Source organism: Paraburkholderia haematera (genome assembly GCF_905220975.1).
In the GTDB taxonomy this organism is placed as follows: domain Bacteria; phylum Pseudomonadota; class Gammaproteobacteria; order Burkholderiales; family Burkholderiaceae; genus Paraburkholderia; species Paraburkholderia haematera.
The window spans coordinates 1-21,681 of sequence record NZ_CAJNBK010000003.1 but is presented as its reverse complement, the minus strand read 5'-3'; the positions used below and the strand labels follow the sequence as shown (position 1 = coordinate 21,681).

At 58.4% G+C, this 21,681-nt stretch carries 14 protein-coding genes and 1 rRNA gene; 5 read left to right on the top strand and 10 right to left on the bottom strand.

What is annotated here, in order from left to right; genetic code table 11:
- The 4 genes from KHO23_RS07435 to cysC all read right to left on the bottom strand — a co-directional run bounded on the left by KHO23_RS07435 (position 1) and on the right by cysC (position 6,721).
- Positions 1 to 2,238 (bottom strand): glycosyltransferase, encoded by a 2,238-nt coding sequence (locus KHO23_RS07435; protein WP_211610376.1) that lies wholly within the window; start codon positions 2,236 to 2,238, stop codon positions 1 to 3.
- A complete protein-coding gene (locus KHO23_RS07430; RefSeq protein WP_211610375.1) occupies positions 2,238 to 4,106 on the bottom strand; it encodes a DUF4214 domain-containing protein in 1,869 nt (622 codons plus the stop codon). Before KHO23_RS07430 ends, KHO23_RS07435 begins: the two co-directional genes overlap by 1 nt.
- A gap of 359 nt (positions 4,107 to 4,465) precedes the next feature.
- Complete coding sequence (locus KHO23_RS07425) at positions 4,466 to 5,632, bottom strand: polysaccharide biosynthesis/export family protein (RefSeq protein ID WP_211610374.1); 1,167 nt, start codon at positions 5,630 to 5,632, stop codon at positions 4,466 to 4,468.
- Positions 5,633 to 6,082: 450 nt separating this feature from the next.
- Positions 6,083 to 6,721 (bottom strand): adenylyl-sulfate kinase, encoded by a 639-nt coding sequence (gene cysC, locus KHO23_RS07420; RefSeq protein WP_211610373.1) that lies wholly within the window; start codon positions 6,719 to 6,721, stop codon positions 6,083 to 6,085.
- A 458-nt stretch (positions 6,722 to 7,179) separates the two neighbouring features.
- On the opposite strand from cysC, the gene KHO23_RS07415 reads away from it, so the two are divergent.
- Both KHO23_RS07415 and KHO23_RS07410 read left to right on the top strand, forming a co-directional pair.
- The gene (locus tag KHO23_RS07415) at positions 7,180 to 8,328 is read left to right on the top strand and encodes a glycosyltransferase family 4 protein (protein ID WP_211610372.1); all 1,149 of its coding nucleotides are present in this window, start codon (positions 7,180 to 7,182) and stop codon (positions 8,326 to 8,328) included.
- A complete protein-coding gene (locus KHO23_RS07410) occupies positions 8,329 to 10,383 on the top strand; it encodes a capsular polysaccharide export protein, LipB/KpsS family (RefSeq protein WP_211610371.1) in 2,055 nt (684 codons plus the stop codon).
- A 58-nt stretch (positions 10,384 to 10,441) separates the two neighbouring features.
- Here KHO23_RS07410 and cyoD read toward each other — a convergent pair whose 3' ends face one another.
- The 5 genes from cyoD to KHO23_RS07385 all read right to left on the bottom strand — a co-directional run bounded on the left by cyoD (position 10,442) and on the right by KHO23_RS07385 (position 16,206).
- Positions 10,442 to 10,783: a cytochrome o ubiquinol oxidase subunit IV gene (gene cyoD / locus KHO23_RS07405; RefSeq protein ID WP_211610370.1), complete on the bottom strand. Its 342-nt coding sequence runs from the start codon at positions 10,781 to 10,783 to the stop codon at positions 10,442 to 10,444.
- Entirely contained in the window at positions 10,784 to 11,389 is a 606-nt protein-coding gene (cyoC, locus tag KHO23_RS07400; protein WP_211610369.1) for a cytochrome o ubiquinol oxidase subunit III, read from the bottom strand.
- Positions 11,389 to 13,377 carry a cytochrome o ubiquinol oxidase subunit I gene (gene cyoB / locus KHO23_RS07395; protein ID WP_211610368.1) on the bottom strand — a complete coding sequence of 663 codons (1,989 nt, stop codon included), beginning with the start codon at positions 13,375 to 13,377 and terminating at the stop codon, positions 11,389 to 11,391. Before cyoB ends, cyoC begins: the two co-directional genes overlap by 1 nt.
- Positions 13,378 to 13,380: 3 nt before the next feature.
- Positions 13,381 to 14,280 (bottom strand): ubiquinol oxidase subunit II, encoded by a 900-nt coding sequence (cyoA, locus tag KHO23_RS07390; protein WP_211610367.1) that lies wholly within the window; start codon positions 14,278 to 14,280, stop codon positions 13,381 to 13,383.
- A 372-nt stretch (positions 14,281 to 14,652) separates the two neighbouring features.
- Complete coding sequence (locus KHO23_RS07385) at positions 14,653 to 16,206, bottom strand: NADH-quinone oxidoreductase subunit M (RefSeq protein WP_211610366.1); 1,554 nt, start codon at positions 16,204 to 16,206, stop codon at positions 14,653 to 14,655.
- Between the two features lie 688 nt (positions 16,207 to 16,894).
- On the opposite strand from KHO23_RS07385, the gene KHO23_RS07380 reads away from it, so the two are divergent.
- The 3 genes from KHO23_RS07380 (at position 16,895) to KHO23_RS07370 (ending at position 21,493) form a co-directional block, all read left to right on the top strand.
- Positions 16,895 to 17,644, top strand: a complete 750-nt coding sequence (locus KHO23_RS07380) for an ABC transporter ATP-binding protein (RefSeq protein ID WP_211610365.1) — start codon at positions 16,895 to 16,897, stop codon at positions 17,642 to 17,644.
- Positions 17,634 to 20,204 carry an FtsX-like permease family protein gene (locus KHO23_RS07375; RefSeq protein WP_211610779.1) on the top strand — a complete coding sequence of 857 codons (2,571 nt, stop codon included), beginning with the start codon at positions 17,634 to 17,636 and terminating at the stop codon, positions 20,202 to 20,204. The genes KHO23_RS07380 and KHO23_RS07375 overlap by 11 nt, the downstream gene beginning before the upstream one ends.
- A gap of 221 nt (positions 20,205 to 20,425) precedes the next feature.
- Positions 20,426 to 21,493: a lipocalin-like domain-containing protein gene (locus tag KHO23_RS07370; RefSeq protein WP_407946038.1), complete on the top strand. Its 1,068-nt coding sequence runs from the start codon at positions 20,426 to 20,428 to the stop codon at positions 21,491 to 21,493.
- An 86-nt stretch (positions 21,494 to 21,579) separates the two neighbouring features.
- On the opposite strand, the gene rrf is transcribed toward KHO23_RS07370, so the two are convergent.
- Positions 21,580 to 21,681 (bottom strand): 5S ribosomal RNA (gene rrf, locus KHO23_RS07365); the annotation flags it as partial.

The following is a 21,681-nucleotide window of genomic DNA, read 5'->3' as shown; positions in this document are numbered from 1 at the left end:
TCAATGAACAAGATGAGCTGCAAGAGCGGCATGCTTGTGCGTTGCACGCCGATAGACGTCGATCAGTTGGCTACAGATAACCGCTGGCGAGAATCGTTGGTCGTAGGCGCGCCGCCCCGCTTGGCCGAGCGTACGGCGTCGCTGCGCATCCTTGAGCAGGTCAGAAATCGCATTTGCGAGACCAGGAGCATCTTCCGGTTCCACAAGCAGTCCACAATCGCTTTCACTAACTACCTCGGGAATACCACCCGTATTGCATCCAATGCAAGGCACGCCGAACATCATGGCCTCTACGTAAATCAAACCAAAGGATTCAAAACGCGACGGAGCAACAAATAGTGAAGCACTGCGGAATTGTGCGTCCACCTCCGCATCGCTGAGCTTGCCGAGAAAGGTCACACGATCCATCAGGTCAGGGTGCTTTCGCACAAATATCTGGCGGAAAGTCTCTGTTGAATTTGGTGCGAGAATCTTGTCATCACCGGCGAGATTGAAACGTGCATGCGGCACGCGATTAAGCACGGCTGGAATAGCGTCCAACAGAACGTCAATGCCCTTCCGAAGCTCGAGTCGTCCGAGGAAAAACACCTCTAGCGACTGTCGAGCAGCACGAACAGCATTGGATGCCCGATCTTCCAAGGCCAGATTGCAAATCTCGATGTTTTCGCCCGGCATAGTTATTTTGTTGCGGCTCGATATCTCATCCACTATCGCGCGACTGATGCCGCGAATTGAGTCGCAATTAGACAGGATGTAATTTTCGGCCTGCAGTGCCGGCAGCACGAACCCTTCCATGTGAGCTTTGTCATCGCGCCACTCGGGGTGCGACTCGAGGGCAATCCCAAGCGAGGTCTGCAAGCTAACGACGACAGGAAACTCCCCCGAACAGACAAAGGCAATCGCCTCGTTATCCCAAATCGGTGCCTCAATGACGTCGACCTTGTGCCGCACATTGATGCGTCGAACTTCGTCCAGCATGGCTCGGGAATAACACCACTGGCTCGGATGAACACGGAAAGGCAGCGTTGCAGGCTGATCGTCGTACCAGCCTGCGGTGAGCCGATGAACCCACACGCCGTCTTCCCAGTCAATCCGAGCATCGCTTTGGACGAGAGTCAATACGTGAACGGTATGGCCCAGCGCAGCCAAAGAGCGTGCCTGTACGCCTATGAAACGGGCAATGCCCGAGTCGACTGCGTCATATTGACGACACAGCAGAACGACGCACAAGGGGTCTGCGGCCATGACCGAGTTGCGATTACTTGGAAGGAACTCGGCCGCATGCGTCCGCAACAAATCCGCCGTCAGATATCGAGGCGGTCTCTGGTAGCGTTCCAGTGCATCGTTACGGGCCCTGGCATAGACGCCGGGCAGCGCAGAGAGTTTTTCGGGCGGTAACTCGCCGTGCTCGACAAACCATTTCGCATCCCGCAAGTGGGCCTGATAGACGTTTTCACCGTGCTGCAAAGCAGCGTCGACACCGACTTGCGGACTTGCATAGCGCAACGCAAAGTACAGAGTATTCTTCAGGATCGGATAATGGTGCACCGTAGCCTTGCGCGCGTTCCGCATATGGCTAGGTAGAAACTTGTGATGCACCAGTGCGTGATCGATTTGCACAACTTTGTAGCCTGCATCGATTATCCGAACGCAGACGTCTGTTTCATCGAGAAAATACTCATATTCTTCGTCGAATCCACCCGTCGCCAGCAGCAAATCGCGACGAAACGAGCTATTGGTCCCGATCAGCGCACTGAACTTGAATGCTTGCGGAAAGCTATAGAGATCCGACGGATCATGCATTTCTTTCGGCCACGCGCTTCCGTAGCGATCACAGATGATATTGGTTGCCTGATAGTCCATGCCAGTCTGATCAAAAACATGGCTGCCCACTGCCCCAACTTCTTCACTGTTATACGCGTCCAACAACCGCTGGGCCCAGAACGGCTCAGGAAAAGCGTCATCATCAATAAATGCGACTACATCTCCTGTCGCTGCTGCAATACCGATGTTTCTTGATATGGAGAGGTTGAAGTCCGCACATCGCAAAATCTTCACCTGACCAAGATATTTGGCCAAAACATCTTCTGTCCCGTCGGTGGACGGACCGTTTACAACGACAATTTCGATATTCGATGCGGCCTGCTGAAAGAGTGAACGAATTGTCTTATCCAGACTCGCCGCTCGGTTGCAAGTATTAACGACGACGGAGAGTGTCGTCGGTTTTGCCCAAGTCATTATTCGGCCTCCAGTTCCATTTCGAAGCACTGGCCGTTGACGCGGCCTCGTGCGAGCCATCGAACGGTCTTAAAGCCGGCTTCGCTCAACAACATAGCTAGTTGGGACGGCATGAACATGTTGTAGTGGAAATCTCCGCCGTACTCCTGGCCACCAAACAGCACTTCACGAAAGTTCTCGTATGGATAGGTGCCTCGATAATATTCCGTGAACATATGCTCAACATCGGGAACAATGAGATTCAGCTTGCCGCGTTCTTTGAGGAGGTGGCGCCAGTGTGGCAGCACCTCACGTCGCAATTGTTCTTGAGGAAAGTGTTCGATCAGATGAGCCGCACGTATGACGGAAACCTCATGTCGCGCAAACGGAATCTTTGTTGCCTCTGCGATCACGTCTATGCCAACCACTTCACGACGATCGATGTTGATATAGTCATCTATCGGCAGGTGACCGCAACCTACGTTCAGTTTTAATATGCCGGCACGCGCAACGTCCACTCGCTGAACGTTAACAATACGTGCAGCAACTTCTGGAGCTTTGGCAAAGGCACCTGCTGCGCCATATTTCATTTCGAACAGCGCTTCCTTGCGACTAAACTCGATCCGGTTGTAGGCGGCGTCCAACGAGGTATGGATTTGGCCGATATCACGCCCCAACCCGCCGATTTCATCCCGCAGCTTCTGAGTGCAAGCTGCGAGCGCTGAAGACTGCTCGATGCGTTCTGCCTGTTCATCGACCAGCGATCGACGCAAAACCTCAAGGTCATCGCGCTGCGCCGCGGCACTTTCGACGGCATAATTAAAGCGGGAAGTAAGTTGATATCGCTCTACGCGTTCAGACTCGACACTCTCTATGATTTGCGTATGGGAAACGCGTAGTGCTTCAATCGCTTCGCAGACGACATCCATGCGTGCGCTGTGTGCTGCCATGCTCTCGATGGACCGGTCAATGCGCTGAGTATCCAAGCCCGCACGCTGAGCCTGATCAGCCAGTCGCAAGCTCATCGCTTCGATTCGTGATTCGACCGCATGCAGCAGCGTGAGGTAGTGGTTTAGACGCTCAAATGAATTGTCGAGAACCGCTGGTTCATTGCCGGGCATGTCGGTCGCAAGTTTGGCCAAACCATCTTCCTGCCTGCCAATCGCGGCGAGCGCCTGCTCGAGACGCCCTTCAAGGCTACTCGCCCAATCGGGCGCCCCTTGTTCCCCAACCCTTTGGCGTATCGTGGCCAGCTTGATCGAATGGTCGCGCAACGCCGCCGGCACCGACGCAACCATATTAGCGAAAGAGTCAAGAGTGCGTGGCATCTCCTGTACAGAATTTGCAAGACTCGCAATTTCACGTTCGAGAGCATCGACACGTGGATCCAGTGCGTCAGCGTTGAGCGGCGAAGCCTCTAGAAGACTCAGTCGCCGCTGAACTTCACGCATATAGTGATGATTTGACGCAACACTATTAAAAACCGGGTCGAGGTCTCGTTGTCTCTCCATCAACTTTTCCAGAGCCTGAATCTTGCGCTGGCTGCTTAGAGCAAGTTCTCGGCTTGCGCTAATTTCACGCAAAGTCGAAGAAGCGGTAAAAAGAATCCGGACCGCAGAATAAAGCCCGCCGAATACGGGGAGTTGCGTCGTGGTTTCTGAAATTGCTTTTAACCATAATCCGTCAACGCGAACACCCAGCTTACGAGCTTCCTTACTCTTAAGGATACTTCTAATAATTGCAACCTTGCTTTTGCCACTCTCGAGCATCGATCGATAGTGCTGCTTCCCTTCGGAGTCCGGCTCGCGCGAAAGAAGCTTGAGATAGCACTGTTCGATAAATTGTTCACCGTTAAACGGTGCGAGATCCCGGAGGGTGACGGTCTGCATGTTATGACGTAATCCCAAAGATGTCATTGCCAAAAGGTAGCAAGGCAACGGTATTCAGCTGAACGTGCCAGTTACCATAAATTTTATTCAACACTAATTGGACGCGAGTCCGACGATCAGTCCACTCGGGACGAGTCGCACCATCGCACCATTAATGTCATCATTTGCCTGATCGCTACACCCGGCTAAGAACCCGCGCCGACTTTCTAGTGCTCCGGCCCTCATACAACCAGATCGAGGTGGAACCGCACTCTCGGCTGCGACGCTGTCCAAGCGGTTTTCCGCCAACTCATTCGCCGATCGCCATCGCCGATGGCGACCAGTCTCGCGACGAGTCGGAGGATCAATAAATAGACCTTCTACCTAAACGTCTGAACCCCCGTAATCACCGGATACGCCACCGAGAACACCACATTCAAGAACTTCTGCACCTCGGCGATCGGCGCATTCGACACATACAGCAGATCCTTGTTATCCATCATGAAGCTCTGCGCGACGAAGAACGAGTTCGGGTCACGCAGATTCACGCGATAAACAACCGGCACCTTACCGTCGGCGGTCGTACGCACAGGCGTATTCGGCCACGGCAATGCCTTCGCATCTTCAAGACGGAAAATAAACACGCCCTGCGCGTCCGAACGGGAATCTTCCAGCCCACCGGAGCGAGCCAAAGCCTGCGCAAGCGTGATCCCCTGCGCTTCAAAATTGATTTCTTGATTCTTGCCAGTCGCACCAAGCGACGTAAAACTGAACGGCTGAAACAGGGCCGTCACCACATCGCCCGCATGCAGCGGCACATTCTGATGCGGGTCCCGAATAACCGTTTCGAGCGGCAGCGATGCCACGGTGTCACCGCGCGTCACCTGAATCGTGATCTTGTCGACCGGTTGTTTTACGCCGCCGGCCGCAGCCAACGCATCAAGAAGGCGTTCGCCGCGCGCGCTCAACGGCATCCGGTTGCTATTAGCGACATCACCCACAACCGTGACATACGAAGTCGCATTGCGCGAGAGCTTCACCAGAACTTGCGGATCGTGGGCAATATTCTTGAGGCGGGCAGTGATGTCACGCTGCAACTCAGTCGGTGTGCGCCCCACCGCTTTCAATTCACCCGCAAAAGGCACGTTGATTTTTCCGCTGCCGTCGATCGTCTGGTCGGGCAGCACGGTTACGCGCGCGTTACTGGTGCCGCCCTTCGAGTCCAATTGCGCGGCACCAAACAGCGTTGCGGGCGGCGCCTCCCAAATCGATACTTCGATCGTGTCGCCCACGCCAAGTTGCTGCTGGAACGAAGTGCTATTGCCCAACGTAGCGGAAAAATCGCCAACGCTACGCTCGGCGAACAGCTTGCGCGCGACATCGTCCGTCACGTCGACGATCTGAATGCCGGCGGGATTGGCTGGGGCTGCGGCCTTGCTTATCTGCGAGCTGCTAGGCCCAGATGTGGGGATACTCGAGCAACCGCTAAGCGAAAGCGCGCCAAAGGCAACCGCGGTAAAAATAACACCAGGAGACAGACGCGACATTAATTGCAAGAGTTAGTAAGTAATTTAAGTTCGGCGCGAATTGTCTCATGCTGTTGGGCGAAATGGCGCAGTGTGAAAAAAAATCCACACATCACGGACCCGAAATTCATCGAAAGCGCACTGATCTGCGCCTCGCTTCAGAGGCAAACTACGTGACTGCACATCGGACGGGGGCCAGGAAGGCTCGATCTTTTAACGAGGCGAAGCCACTTGACATACGATCATCACAGAGAAGCTGATCTAAAAAAAATCCTTCCAAATGGCAAACGTTTGCACTTCCCCGGAGCGCGATGAACATCGCCTCTTTAGCTTCTATGCATAGCGATTCATTGCCGGTCACTCAATTAGCCAATACCATTCCTTACAAAAAGATCTGGTATTGGCACACTTCGCATTTCCACTGAGGGCCCATCGGCACTAACGCGCGAGGCAAATCTTGCGAGTGCGTATTTACGCGTAGAGTCGTTGCGCGAGCGCCTCGCCGGCATCAACTCCGAGCGCATCCATCGCAAGAAGAATCCGCTGCAGTGCCTCTTGCGGCGTAAGCTCAGCCGTATTCAACCGTAATTCCGGATCAATCGGAGGCTCGTAGGGTGAATCAATTCCGGTGAACTTCGGCAGCAACCCCTCTCGCGCCTTTTTATAAAGCCCCTTGACGTCCCGCGCCTCAACAACGCCAAACGGCGCATCCACATGCACCTCAAAGAATTGCCCACGCCCGAACAACGCCCTTGCCGCGTCTCTATCCGCACGAAACGGAGAAATGAACGAAGCAATAACAGTGATGCCCGCATCGACCATCAATCGAGCCACTTCGGCGGCTCGCCTGATGCTTTCGTGACGGCTGGCATCGGAAAAGTCCAGATCGTTGTTCAAACCGAGCCGCAACTGGTCGCCGTCGAGGAGAAACGTACGAACACCACGGGCTTGCAACTCGTTCTCAAGCATGCCTGCCAACGTCGACTTGCCGGCGCCAGACATACCGGTAAACCAGACGACTAGCTGCCGCTGCTGCTTTATTGATGCCCGGCTGTCCCCTGCAATCTCGGTTGCTGCAGGAACAACGAGGTCGTTGTAACTTGTTTCCATCACTCTCAGATATATATATGTTTTAACTGCTATCTATTGCGCATACCGCCTGAATGGCACTCGACCAATCGACACACAGAATTCAAGCCGACGGCACATCGGCGGCCTCAGGCCTAGTACCTACGCTTCTGTAAAAGTCACACTGAATTGACTGCAAATCGGCTACCAACTATCTAGTTAGCACATGCCTGCCCAAGGCTTACCCCATGCGAACGCGCCTTTGCATCCCGGGAGAAGCTATCTGCAAGCGCCACTGCACACGGCGGCAAACACCCTAGTACTTTTCGGAATTGGGAAACAACTTCGCGCCCACCCGGCCAACTAACGCCTTACCAAGATGTTACAAAAGGTCAACACGAATTCTCTCACGCACTCGGGTAAAATGTCTCGTTGTAAAAAAAAAGCCACACTCGATGGACTAAACAAAGTCCGTACGACAGCAGAGAAAAAACACCTCAGTGTCAACCATCCATCTGGACGTCACGCGCCTCCTCACGCGCCTTTACGACGGGCTTTTGCCTACCGGCGTAGATCGCGTCGGCCTCCAATACATTCAAAAGTACGGCGTTCGAGCGCGCGCAATCCTTAGCGAGCGCGGTTTCTCCACGGTTTTAACCGAGAGAGATTCACAGCAAACGTTTGCGATGCTTCTCGCATCGATCCGCAATAAAAACGCAATCCGCGCTTTAGTCACACGCGCGTGCCTTAATCGCTTGCGAGAAACAAGACTTAATGGCGTGCTGTTGCATACCAGTCACAACGGGATGGAGTTCGGCCGTTATTACAGGGCAATGACAAAGCGCGATATTCGCCCCGTATTCATGGTCCACGATTTAATTCCATTGACCCATGCCGAATACTGCCGCCCGGGAGTCGACGCAACTCACCGGCATCGCATGCACACCGCTCTCAGGCACGCGAGCGGCCTGATCACCAACTCGCAAGCCACACTCGATTCGCTCGCGGCAGAAGCCCAGCGCGCCGGTCTCAAGCTCCCGCCAAGCGTAGTCGCACGTCTGGCCTCAGGCGTCACTCAGCGTCCACTCGCACAGCGCCCGCTGCCCTCACCCTACTTCGTGATGCTCGGCACCATCGAGCCGCGCAAGAACCACTGGTTCATCCTGCACGTGTGGCGACGTCTGGTCGAACAACTCGGTGCAGGCGCACCAAAGCTGGTCGTGATCGGCCGACGCGGCTGGGAATGCGAAAACGTCCTGGATATGCTGGAACGCTGCGAAAGCCTCAAAGGCGTCGTAATAGAAGAAGCACACTGCTCTGATGAGCAGCTTCACGCCTATTTGCAACACGCTCAGGCGCTACTGTTCCCGTCATTCGTCGAGGGCTATGGCATGCCGCTCGCCGAAGCGTTCGCGCTCAAGGTGCCGGTGCTCGCCAGCGACCTCGACGTCTTTCACGAAATCGCCGACGACATTCCAGACTATCTCGACCCGCTCGACGGTCCCGGCTGGCTCGCCCGCATCCAGGCCTATGCCCAAGCCCACAGCCCAGCGCGCGACGCGCAATCGATCCGCATCGAACGCTTTCGCGAACCGACATGGGCGGAGCATTTCGAGCATGTCGACAGCTTTCTCGAGACGCTGCGCTAGATGAAGCAACGCGTCATTGATCAGCTGGCTCCGACAAACCCGGCCATCAATCTGCGCAGCATAACGCGCGGATTCCGCTCACAAAATTGGCTAACCGGGCGCTCGGAACATCTATGGATCGATCGATGGTTCGGGCGCCTCGCATTGCGCCTCGCCTGCGTTGGCGGCAAGCGCTTCAGCGTCGCGTGGCCAGGGCCGGTCTGGTCGCGCGGCGTATCCGGTGCCCCCCTGTTGTCGTGGTTCAGTGCACCGGTAACCGATGCCGGCGCCGATGCTTTCGCTGTCGCGATCAATTCGGCACTCGCCGCCGCGCTCGAACACGAGCATAGTGCCGACGCGTCGCCCGAAGTCGAGCGCCTGATGCAAAGGTTCGCGCGCAGCCACGCCTCGACAAAGCGTCGATCGCAATCGGACTGTCCCGCCGCGCTATTCGAAACCAAACGCATGACCCGGGTCATGCTGATTGACGAGCGCGCCCGTTCTCATGGACTCGGCGCGATCGCGGCTCGCAACTCAGGTCGAGCCTTCATGCGGATGGTGCAAGCCGCGTGCTCCGCCCATCCGCAAGCCGAATTCTGGATCGCGCGATCGGATGACAAAGGCGCGGGGCGCTGGCTTTCGTCGTCGGTTAGCGATATGCCGCCTGGCGCCCGGCACCTCGCCGATCACGAATCGCTGTGCGCCGCATTACCTCATATCGATCACGTCTATACGTTAGGCGCCTCGGAGGGCATGCATGCGCTGCTGGCCGGCGTGCCGGTGCACGTATTCGGTGCGCCCTATTACGCGGGCTGGGGATTGACCGATGACGATCTGCACCTGTCGAACCGCAGCGCACGGCCCACGCTCGCCGCGCTATTCGACGTGGTCTTCCTGCGCTTCACACGCTATCTGAATCCGGCCACGCACGCGCTTGGTACGCTCGACGATCTGCTCGACAGCATCGAGTTGCAGCGGGCAGTTCAGCATCGTTTCGCAGATTTGCAGGACGTAGCGGGGATACGCTTTCAATGGTGGAAGCGCCCGTTTGCGACGCCGTACATCACCGCTGGCGGCGCCGCGTTGCGTTGGACGCGCGAGCCACAATCCGTTCAGACGCACGAATGCGCAGTACTGTGGGGCGCGCGCAGTGCGGAAGGTCTTGCGCCCGAGGTTTGCCGCGTCAGAATCGAAGACGGCTTCTTTCATTCGACAGGCCTCGGTTCCGACATGATCGCGCCGCGCAGCCAGGTGATCGACCGCCGCGGCCTCTATTTCGACGCGAGCCAGCCGAGCGATCTCAGCGTGCTGCTCAACGAGACCGAATTCAGCGCAACCGAACTGGCACGCGCCGCGGCGCTGCGCGATCAGGTTGTGAGGCTCGGGGTCACCAAATACAACCTTGGCCGGCGTCGCCCTGCGTGGACCGCACCGGAAGGCAAGCAAATCGTACTGGTCCCAGGCCAGGTCGCGGACGATGCGTCGATCCGTCTCGGCACACGCGCCATTGGCACAGCCGACGCATTGCTGCGCGAAGTACGCAGGTTGCGTCCCGATGCGTTCGTGGTCTACAAGCCGCATCCGGATGTTCTGTCGGGCAATCGAAATGGGTTGATTGATGCACAGCAACTCGCTGATATTGTCGACACGGAAGCGGACTTGCTGTCGCTCGTCGACGTGGCGGACGAGGTGCACACCTTGTCGTCGCTCGCAGGCTTTGACGCATTGTTGCGCGGCAAAGCGGTCTTCACCTACGGGCTGCCTTTCTATGCAGGCTGGGGACTGACGCACGACGCGCTCGCGCCGATACCATGGCGCCATCGCACGCTGACGCTGGACATGTTGTGCGCGGGCGTGCTGCTGCGCTATCCGCTCTACTGGGACTGGCGCACGCGTCTTTTCACAACGCCTGAAGCGGTAGTCGAGCAGCTCGCACCACAAGCTGCACGACCGCTCGAACAGGTCCGCGGTAACCGGATGCGGCCATTGCTCAAAGCAATCCGCTGGACCCGCAATGGAATCTGCCATGCATCATGGCGTTTCCAGCAAAGCCTCACGCCTCGCCAGAGAACGTAAAAGGCCCCGCAAGACTTTCATCTTGCGGGGCCTTCTATCAACCTGCGACGTTGTCCCTCTAGCGGGACATCATATGCATGCTGACGTTATGCATGATCCACAATGACCCGACGATCAGAATCACGGCCGTGAGCACGGTAAAGCCGAACGCCATGACGTTCCAGCGCTGTGCCGACGAAGCATTCATGTGCAGGAAGAAAATCAGATGCACGACGATCTGCACGAACGCGAGCCCCGCAATCGCGAGCAAGGCGTTCTCACCCGTCAACACGCCGGTCAGCACGAGGCCGAACGCTGCGGCAGTCAACACGACGGAGAGAATGAAACCAATCGTATAGCTGCCGATGCTGCCGTGACTTTCACCCGAGTGTGCCAGGTGTGAGTGGTGGCTATGGTCCATTTAGATCACGCTCGCAAGATAAACAAAGGTGAAAACGCCGATCCACACGACGTCCAGAAAATGCCAGAAAAGGCTCAGGCACGTCAGACGGATCATGTCGCGTTCGGTCAGGTCGCGATGACGCATCACCTGCACGGCGAGCACCGCCATCCAGATCAGGCCGCACGTCACGTGCAAACCGTGTGTGCCGACCAGCGTAAAGAACGACGACAGGAACGCGCTGCGGCTCGGGCCTGCGCCCTGTGCGATCAGGTGCGAGAACTCGCGCATTTCCAGAACGAGAAACGCGAGACCCAGCAGGAAGGTCACACCGAGCCAGAAGAGCAGCACGCCCTTCCTGTTCTTATGCGCACCCAGCATCGCAAAACCGTACGTGATACTGCTCAGCAGCAGCATCGACGTTTCGAGCGCGACGCCCGGGATCTCGAACAGATCCTTGCCGGTCGGACCACCCGCGAACTGGTGGCCCATCACCGCGAACACGGCGAACAAAGCGGCAAAGATAATGCAGTCGGTCATCAGGTATAGCCAGAAACCGAATACCGATTGCGACGGCACATGATCCGGCGCGAGATGCGGTTGAACCGCAATAGTCTTCTGTAACATCAGTCCACCTCCAACGCGACCCGGGCACCCGCACCGGCGCGTTTTTCTTCAATCAACGCGACCGTGTCGGCCGGGATGTAATAGCCGTCGTTGTCCATGAAGCTGTAGACGATGACCGTGCCGATTGCGCCAACCAGGCCCACGATCGCCAGCCACCAGATGTGCCATACACCGGCAAAGCCGAGCGCCAGCGAGAACAGACCCACCAGCAGCCCCGCCGACGTGTTCGACGGCATATGAATGTCGCGATACACCGGCTCCGCTTGCGGCGCTTTACGTGACTTCATATCGGTAAACGCATCCAGCTTGCGCACTGTCGGGATGATTGCGAAGTTGTACACCGGCGGCGGCGAGCTCATTGCCCATTCCAGCGTATGGCCATTCCACGGATCACCCGAGACGTCGCGATTCTCCGGCAGATTGCGGTCGCGGATACTCACGTACAACTGCACCAACTGGCAAGCAATGCCGATCGCGATCAACCCTGCGCCGAACGCGGCGAGGATCAACCACGGATGCCATGCCGGATTGTCGTAATGGTTCAGACGGCGCGTCATGCCCATGAAGCCGAGTACGTACAACGGCATGAACGCGACATAGAAACCGACCAGCCAGAACCAGAACGCAGCCTTGCCGAGTTTTTCGTTCAGCTTGAAACCGAATGCTTTCGGGAACCAGTAGTTGAAGCCGGCCAGATAACCGAACAGCACGCCACCGATAATCACGTTGTGGAAGTGAGCGATCAGAAACAGGCTGTTGTGCAGCACGAAGTCGGCGCCCGGGATCGCCATCATCACACCGGTCATCCCGCCGATCGTGAACGTGATCATGAAGCCGATCGTCCACAGCACGGGCGTGGTGAATTCCAGACGGCCCTTGTAAATCGTGAACAGCCAGTTGAACACTTTCACGCCAGTCGGAATTGCAATCACCATCGTCGCGATACCAAAGAAGGCATTGACGTCGGCGCCCGAACCCATCGTGAAGAAGTGATGCAGCCACACGAGGAACGACAGCACCATGATCGCGCAGGTTGCCCATACCATTGTCTTGTAGCCGAACAGCGGCTTCTTGGCGAAGGTGGCCACAACTTCCGAGAAGATACCGAACGCCGGCAGGATCAGGATGTACACCTCCGGGTGACCCCATGCCCAGATCAGGTTCAGGTACAGCATGGCGTTGCCGCCGCCGTCGTTCGTGAAGAAGTGCATGCCGAGGTAGCGGTCCAGACCCAGCAACGCGAGCGTCACGGTCAGGATCGGGAACGACGCCATGATCAGCACGTTGGTGCAGAGCGCGGTCCACGTGAACACCGGCATCTTCATGAACGTCATGCCCGGGGCGCGCATCTTCACGATAGTAGCGAAGAAGTTCACGCCGGTGAGCAAGGTACCGATACCGGACAGCTGCAAACTCCACAGGTAATAGTCGACCCCCACACCCGGACTGAACTGCAATTCCGACAACGGCGGATAAGCCAGCCAGCCCGTCTGTGCGAACTCACCGATCACCAGCGACACGTTGATCAGAATCGCGCTGACCGCGGTCATCCAGAAGCTCAACGAGTTGATGAACGGGAACGCCACGTCGCGCGCGCCGATTTGCAGCGGCACGATCAGATTCATCAGGCCGATCATGAACGCCATCGCCATGAAGAAAATCATGATGACGCCGTGCGCCGTGAACACCTGGTCGTAGTGATGCGGCGGCAGATAGCCCGGGCTCAGGTAGCCGAGCGCCTGTTGCAGACGCATCATGATCGCGTCCGAGAAGCCGCGCAGCAGCATGATCATCGCGACGATGATGTACATGATGCCGAGCTTCTTATGGTCGACGGAGGTCAGCCACTCTGTCCACAGGTAGCGCCATTTGCCGAGATACGTGACTGTGCCGAATACGGCTAGCCCGACGAGCGCCATGAAGATGCCCGCGCCCACGATGATTGGCTCGTGATACGGAATCGCATCGAGCGTAAGTTTTCCGAACATGCGTTACCCCTTACCCTTAGGCGCACAGTTAACGTCTTTTATGTTGTCGAGGACGTTACCGTTGTTGTATCGGGCAATGATGTTGTGAAAGAGCTTCGGATCGACCGACGAAAAGTACCGCACCGGCTCCTTCTCCGTAGGCGCCGATACCGCGTGGTAGCGATCCATGTCGAGACGGTCGGATGAAGCGCGTACCTTGGCGACCCACGCATTGAACTCTTCAGGCGAGGTAGCGAGTGCACGGAACTTCATGTCCGAGAAACCTTTGCCGCTGAAATTCGCCGCGGTGCCTGCGTAGTTGCCGGCTTCGTCGGCGATCAGATGCAGACGCGTTTGCATACCCGCCATCGCGTAGATCTGGCCGCCGAGTTGCGGAATGAAGAAGGAGTTCATCACCGTGTCGGACGTGATGACGAAGTTCACTGGCGTGCCAACCGGGAACGCCAACTGGTTCACCGATGCAATGCCGAGGTCGGGATAGATGAAGAGCCACTTCCAGTCGAGTGCCACGACTTCGACGTTGATGGGCTTCACCTGCGACTCGAGAGGCTTGTACGGATCGAGCTCGTGTGTGCTCTTCCACGTCAGCACGGCGAGGAACAGAATGATCAGCGTCGGAATGGTCCAGATGGCGATTTCGATACCGGTCGAATGCACCCAGCCCGGACGGTATTCGGCGTTCCTGTTCGACGCGCGATAGCGCCATGCGAACAGCAGCGTGAGCGCGATAACCGGAATGACCACAATCAGCATGGCCCAGGTCGACGTGGCAATCAGCTCACGTTCGGCCAGACCCACACTCCCCTTCGGATTCAAAATATCGAGGTTGCCGCAACCCGAGAGCAACAACATGAGGCCGGCGGAAAGGAAACTTATCGACCCTCGCAGCGTCTTTCCTTTCATATCCCTTGCCTTTCTTCTACGACTTCAACGAACGTCATTCGACCGCTCTCCCTTAGTAAGCGATCGCATAATAGGGGGTCGTCAAGGGGATATAAACACTCGATTTAGCAACGATCTATTGCGTCGCAACACCGTGTGACACGTTGCCGCACACCTGTGCGCGCGCGAGGGTCCGCAATGCTCTTTTCCAGGCACCTGGTGGCATCGCCAGATCGCGAAAGTCCCTTTAAACAAGCGTTAAAACGCGGCACGACCGGAATGGTCGCGCCGCGTCAGATGCTCGAAAATGGATGTGTGTCGATGCAAAAAAGCACGTCGGCCGAGGCAGCATCCGTGCGACGAATGCTGCCTTAGCTCCGCGCTTCGTTTCGATCAGCCCGGCGTGCGTGCCGCGACGGCAGCAGGCGCCGCCGCCTGCAGGTGCTCGCCACCGTCAGCCGGTGCGGAGTCCGAAGGATGCAGGCTTCGTTCCGATTGAGCCAGCAGCGTGCCGACCGACGGGTCGATGGCATCGGTGAAAGGCTTCGGATTGATGCCGATGGCCAGCACCAGCAAAGCCATCGCGCCGAGCAGCGCGAACTCGCGTTTGCCGAGGTCCTGCAGTTTCGCGACGCGTGCGTTGGCAATCGCGCCGAAAATCACGCGCTTATACATCCACAGCGTGTAAGCGGCGCTCAGAACCAGCGTCGAGGCCGCGATTGCACCGATCCAGAAATTGAAACGGATCGCGCCCATCAACACCATGAACTCGCCGACAAAACCCGAGGTGCCCGGCAGGCCGATATTGGCCATCGAGAACAGCATCACGAACGCGGCGAAGCGCGGCATCGTATTGGCGACACCGCCGTATTCGGCAATCGAAGCGGTCTTCGTGCGATCGTAGAGCATGCCCGTGCACAGCAGCATCGCGCCGGAAACCACCCCGTACGAGAGCATCTGCACAATCGCGCCCGCCTGGCCGATGCGGTTGAAGACGAACAGGCCAAGCGTCACGAGACCCATGTGCGCAATCGTCGAATACGCGAGCAAACGGCGCATGTCGGTCTGCACGAGTGCCAGCAAGCTCGAATAGATCACCGCGATCAGCGACAGCGTGATCATCATCGGCGCGAAGAAATGGCTGGCCTGCGGGGCGATCGGCAGCGCGAAACGCAGCAGGCCATAGCCGCCCAGCTTGAGCATGCCGATCATCACGGCGGCACCGGTCGGGCCGTCGAGGTGGACATCCGGCAGCCACGTATGCAGCGGCCACATCGGCACCTTCACACCGAACGCAGCAAGGAAGCCGAGGAAAACCAGAACCTGCGCCCAGGTGCCGAGGTGCGTTTCGCGCCACAAGGCGAGATCGAAGCTGTGCGTCTGGCTGTACAGATACAGCATCGACATCAGCATCATCAGCGAGCCGAGGAACGAGACGAAGAAGAACTTCACCGCCGCGTACGAGCGGTTCGAATTACCCCACGTACCGATCAACAGGTACAGCGGAATCAGGGTCGCTTCGAACGAGATGAAGAACAGCATGCCGTCCATCGACGTGAACACGCCCTGCATGAAACCCGACAGCATCAGGAACGCACCGAAATACTGCGCGGTGCGCTCGGTGATCGACTCCCACGAAGCGACCACGATGATGATCGTGGTCAGCGCCGTCAACGCGACGAGCCACAGCGAAATGCCATCCACGCCGACATGCCACGCGATATCGAACGTGGGCGACCAGCGGACGTTCTCGACGAACTGCATCGACGTCACGTCGTTACGGAAATTCGACACCAGCGGAATCACCGGCAAGAAACCCGCTACCGCGCCGATCAGCGCGAGCCATCGCGTGCGACTACGTGCCGCGTCGGATCCGGCACGCAAAACCACCAGGCCGGCGACAATAGGGATCCAGATGAGTAGGCTAAGAAGCGGAGGCAATGGCATGTGTTCTGTTGAAAACTTGAAATACAAAACGCCGCGTCAACGCCTTCAAAACGAAAGCATTGAAATGGACATGTAAGCTGAATTTCGCTGAAATTGACGTCGAAGCGGCGCTGCTTGCTTCACGTTTACCCGCAGTCGAATGACCAAGGGTGGGAGATTACCAAGATAAGAATACTTTTGCATCGCAACAATGCTGCAACGCCCTCGGCAATGCATTGTTGCCATGTCTGCCCTTGCGAAACGCTAAAAAATGTGCAGATGCACAAACCCATTCGAGCAGGATTTCTGCCATGCTTTTTGCATGCAAAAGAAAACAATTGCGGGGCAGTTAGCCGCTCTTGCACAAGCGCTTCCGCGTGACGGTTGCACTGGAATAGTTCATGCAGGTGCATGACGCGTCATCAAGGTCAATTTCGAGCCACCGTCGAAAATTTAGCGCGTCCGCGAACAGAAATTTTTTTTGATCCGGCACTCTAAAGGGGCCTCAGTGCGTGCCCGAAAAGGCCCCGCGCGATCCCTTCATCAGCCCGTTTTCAGATGGCTATCGGGCGATGGCGGCATGCGCCTGCGAGCCTTACAGAACCCGAATATACTTCGGCGGTTCAGGGGCCGATGCTCGTGCGCAGCACGGTCGTTTCTTCGCACGGGCAGGACGCCGCCCTCACCGGCCAGACTTATCGGATACCGCATGGTGCTTCGTGAAGAAGGAGTCGTTCCCGCGCTCGAATGCCGCGAGCTTGGCAAATCCTACGGCGCCGGCCGCATCGTGCTGGCGCACCTCGATTTCACGCTCGCGCCGGGTGAATTCGTCGCGATCATGGGCGACTCCGGCGTCGGCAAATCGACGCTGCTGAATCTCATTGCCGGGCTCGACAGCTCGGATAGCGGCGATGTGATCATCGACGGCAGCGCGGTCTCGCGTCTGGATGACAACGCGGCAACGCGTTTGCGCCGGCAAAAACTGGGCTTCGTGTTCCAGGCGTTTCACGTATTGCCCCATCTGACACTTGCTCAGAATGTCGCGCTGCCGCTGCTGCTAAACGGCTTACCGACGGCCGGCGCGCTCGATATGCTCGCGGCCGTCGGCTTGAGCGGCCGTGGCGACGATTTTCCGCGGCAGTTGTCGGGCGGCGAGCTGCAGCGCGTCGCCATTGCGCGGGCGCTCGTGCATCGTCCGAAACTGATTCTCGCCGACGAACCCACCGGCAATCTCGATCCCGATACCGCACACGACGTACTCGGCCTGTTCCGCGCCCAAAGCAAGGCAACGGGTGCGGCCACCATCATGGTTACGCACTCGGAGGCAGCCGCGGCCGTAGCGGACCGCATCCTGATTCTGAGCGAAGGCGGTTTGCACGCATCGTCCGGACACAACGCCTTTTCCGGCCCCTCTCCCGACTCGCGATCCACCGCGCGCTCAGCCGATGATGCACGCTGACCCACTCCCGCTGCAGCGCATGCGAGGTCATCGCATGCTCGCGCGCTGGCTGTTGGGCGCGGAGTGGCGCAGTCACCGTGGACGTGCACTGGTAGCAATCGCAACGATCGCGCTCGGTGTCGCGCTTGGCTACGCCGTTCAGTTGATCAATAGCGCGGCCTTCACTGAATTCTCGGCGGCTGCACGCAGCCTATCGGGCGAGGCCGATCTGCAGGTGCGCGGCGCGCAACCTTTATTCGACGAGTCCATCTATCCGCGTCTGTCGACCGAGCCAGGCGTAACGCTGGCGAGTCCCGTACTCGCTCTCGATGTCACCGTACCGAATCAGAGCGCCGCACTGCCTATGCTCGGCATCGACGTCTTCAAGGCAGGCCGCATTGCGCCCGACCTGATCGGCGTGCCGTCGCCGCAACGGCCGTTCGATACGCTCGCGGCTGATACGGTGTTTCTCTCCGTAGCGGCGCAGCAATGGCTGAAGGTGAAGATCGGCGATGACGTGGCATTGAGAAACGGCACGTCGATCGTGCACTTGCGCGTGGCCGGCGGTCTCGTGAGAACGCGGCCGGGACAGCGGCTGGCGGTGATGGATATTGCCGCCGCCCAATGGAAGTTCGGCAAGGTGGGCAAGCTGTCGCGCATCGACGTGCAACTCGAACGCGGCGTCGATCGCGAACGCTTCAAGCGTGACCTGCAAGCGCGGCTCGGCAGCCGGTGGGTGATCTCCGAAACACGCGACGCGGAAAGCCGCACCGATCGGCTGTCGCGTGCCTATCGGATCAATATGAATGTGCTCGCGCTAGTGGCGCTTTTCACCGGTGCCTTCCTTGTGTTTTCGACGCAGGCGCTGGGTGTCGTGCGGCGCCGTGCACAGTTCGCGATGCTGCGCGTGCTTGGACTGACGCGCGGCCAGTTGTTGCGCCAGATCCTCATGGAAGGTGCGCTGCTCGGACTGCTCGGTTCGCTGTCCGGACTCGCGCTCGGCTATGCGTTGGCAAGCGGCGCGTTGCGTTTTTTCGGCAGCGACCTGGGCGGTGGCTACTTTCCTGGAGTGCAGCCGCACGTTGGCTTCGAGCCGCTGGCGACCGCACTATTTCTGATGCTCGGCATCGCCGTGTCCGTATTAGGCAGTTTTGCCCCTGCATGGGAGGCGGCGCGCGCGCGACCCGCGGTGGCGCTCAAAGCCGGCGCCGAGGAAGGCGCACTGGCACGGCTCGCTACACCCTGGCCCGCTTTGGCATGTCTGCTGATTGCCGCCGTCCTCACCCAGGTGCCGCCACTGTTCGATACGCCCATCGGCGGCTACCTGGCGGTTGGGCTATTGCTGGTCGGCGGAATTGCGCTGATGCCGCGCGTGACTGCTTTGATCTTTGGTGCAGCGAGCCGTGCTCTCAGCGCGCGGCGTCGCGCCGGCGCGGCCAGCACGCTCGCGCTGGCGCGTCTCGCGAATGCGCCGGGGCATGCATCGATCGCAATGGGTGGCGTGTTGTCGAGCTTCGCGCTGATCGTTGCAATGGCCATCATGGTGGCCAGCTTCCGTGTTTCCGTGGAAGACTGGCTGGGTCACCTGCTCTCGGCCGATCTGTACGTTCGCGCGGCGCCGAACGGCGACACCGGTGGCATGCGCCCCGATGAACAGACTCTGCTGCGTAGCATGCCCGGCATCAGGACCGCTGCATTTGCCCGCATCTCGCATCTCACGCTAGACCCCGCACGGCCTGACATCGCCTTGCTCGCGCGTGAAATCGACGCCGCCGATCCGGGTGCGAATCTGCAGATGACCGGATCAGTATTGCCTCCCTCCCAACTTCACGATGGGGAGACACCTGTTTGGGTGTCCGAAGCAATGGTCGATCTGTATGGATATAAACTTGGCCAGCGCGTGCAGTTGCCGCTCGGCGAGCGCGGCCATGTGTTTGTTGTGGCCGGCATCTGGCGTGACTATGTTCGTCAGACCGGCGCGATCCAGATACGGCTTTCGGATTACCGGCGCCTGACCGCCGATACAAACGCAACGGACGTGGCTGTCACCGTTCAACCGGGAACGAGCGTCGAACGCGTGATAGCCGGCCTGCGGGCGCTGCCCTTCGGTGCATCGCTGGATCTGTCGCAACCGGGCGAGATTCGCGCGCGCACGCTGGTTATTTTCGATCGGAGTTTTGCCGTCACCTATCTGCTCGAAGCTGTCGCGATCGTCATCGGCCTGTTCGGCGTCGCGGCGACATTTTCCGCGCAGACACTCGCGCGGGCCCGTGAGTTCGGCATGCTGCGGCACGTGGGCGTAACCCGCTCACAGGTTCTCGCGATTCTCGCACTCGAAGGTGGGATGCTCACCGCTTGCGGTATCGCGATGGGCTTCGTTCTCGGATTCGCGATCAGTCTGATCCTCGTGTTCGTCGTCAATCCGCAGTCGTTTCATTGGAGCATGTCGCTGCATGTTCCATGGAGCGTGCTCGGCACGGTCGCGTTGGTGATGCTGGCTTCGTCGTGTTCGACGGCGGTGATTGCGGGACGAGGCGCGGTGTCGGTGGACGCGGTGCGCGCGGTGAAGGAGGATTGGTGATGGGTGAATTGCCGCGCGAGATGGTGCGAGAGTCGGTGTATGACCTGGCGCATGGATCGGCGTATCAAGCCACGCATCAAGCGACGGCGCGCTCTTATCGAGTCGGCAGCAGTTGCCTGGCGCGCAGCATGGGAGGCAATTCTTCGGCTTCGCTGCATCGCCTGGCAAGTGCATGTCGACTGAGCGCTACGATTCATGCAGCGTTGCTTTGCATGGGTTTGATGGCTACCGCGTCTGTGGTAGCCGCGACACCTGAGTTCGCAGCGGTCGAGCCGGGCCATCCGATCGTGCTCCCGCAGGACACCGGCGCACACCCGGCCTTTCGCACCGAGTGGTGGTATGCAACAGGCTGGCTCACGACGCCGGACAATCAGCCGCTCGGTTTCCAGATCACCTTCTTTCGCTCGGCAACCGGTCACGACTCTGCCGATCCGAGTGCGTTCGCTCCGTCGCAATTGATCATTGCGCATGCCGCATTGAGCGATCCTGCACTCGGTCATCTTACGCACGATCAGCGCATTGCCCGCCAGGGATTCGGGCTGGCGTATGCGAAGCCGGACAATACCGACGTCAAACTTGATGCCTGGAAAATCACCCGTGCCGGCGACGGCCACTACGACGTTACCGTGGACGCGAACGGATTTTCGCTGCACCTTGCTCTGACGCCGACACAAGCGCCCCTGGTTCAGGGCGAGCGCGGCTATTCCCGCAAAGGTCCACGGCCTGAACAGGCGAGCTATTACTACAGCGAACCGCAATTGCGCGTAACCGGCAGCGTAGTTCGGCCGGTTGTGGCGGGCAGCAAATCGACGGGCGAAACGGCCGTTACCGGCGCGGCGTGGCTCGATCACGAATGGTCAAGCACGCTGCTCGATACCGATTCGGTCGGATGGGATTGGCTCGGCGCTAACTTGACCGATGGTTCGGCGTTGATGGCTTTTAAGATCCGCGGTCGCGATGGACACGCGGTATGGACCCATGCAGCACTCAGAAATCGCGACGGTCAAGTGACGACGTTCAGCCGTGATCAGGTCGATTTCACGCCGGTTCGCACATGGCGCTCGCCACGCACGAACACGTCGTATCCCGTCGCGATGACGGTCAAAACCGGCGCGTTCACCTGGCGCCTCGATCCGCTGATGGACGATCAGGAACTCGATTCCCGTCAATCGACCGGTGCAGTGTATTGGGAAGGTGCGGTGCGAGTGAGCCGAGACGGTGCGGACGTCGGACGGGCTTACCTGGAACTGACGGGTTACGCGAAAGCGCTGCGGCTTGGGAAGGAGTGACGTGCCCGTTTTTTTGCCGCTGTTTTACGGCCGTAAACGCAGAAACCCCACCTTTGCGGGGTGGGGTTTCTGTCTGCTGCTAGGGAGCCTGACGATTACCTACTTTCACACGGGAATCCGCACTATCATCGGCGTGGAGTCGTTTCACGGTCCTGTTCGGGATGGGAAGGGGTGGGACCGACTCGCTA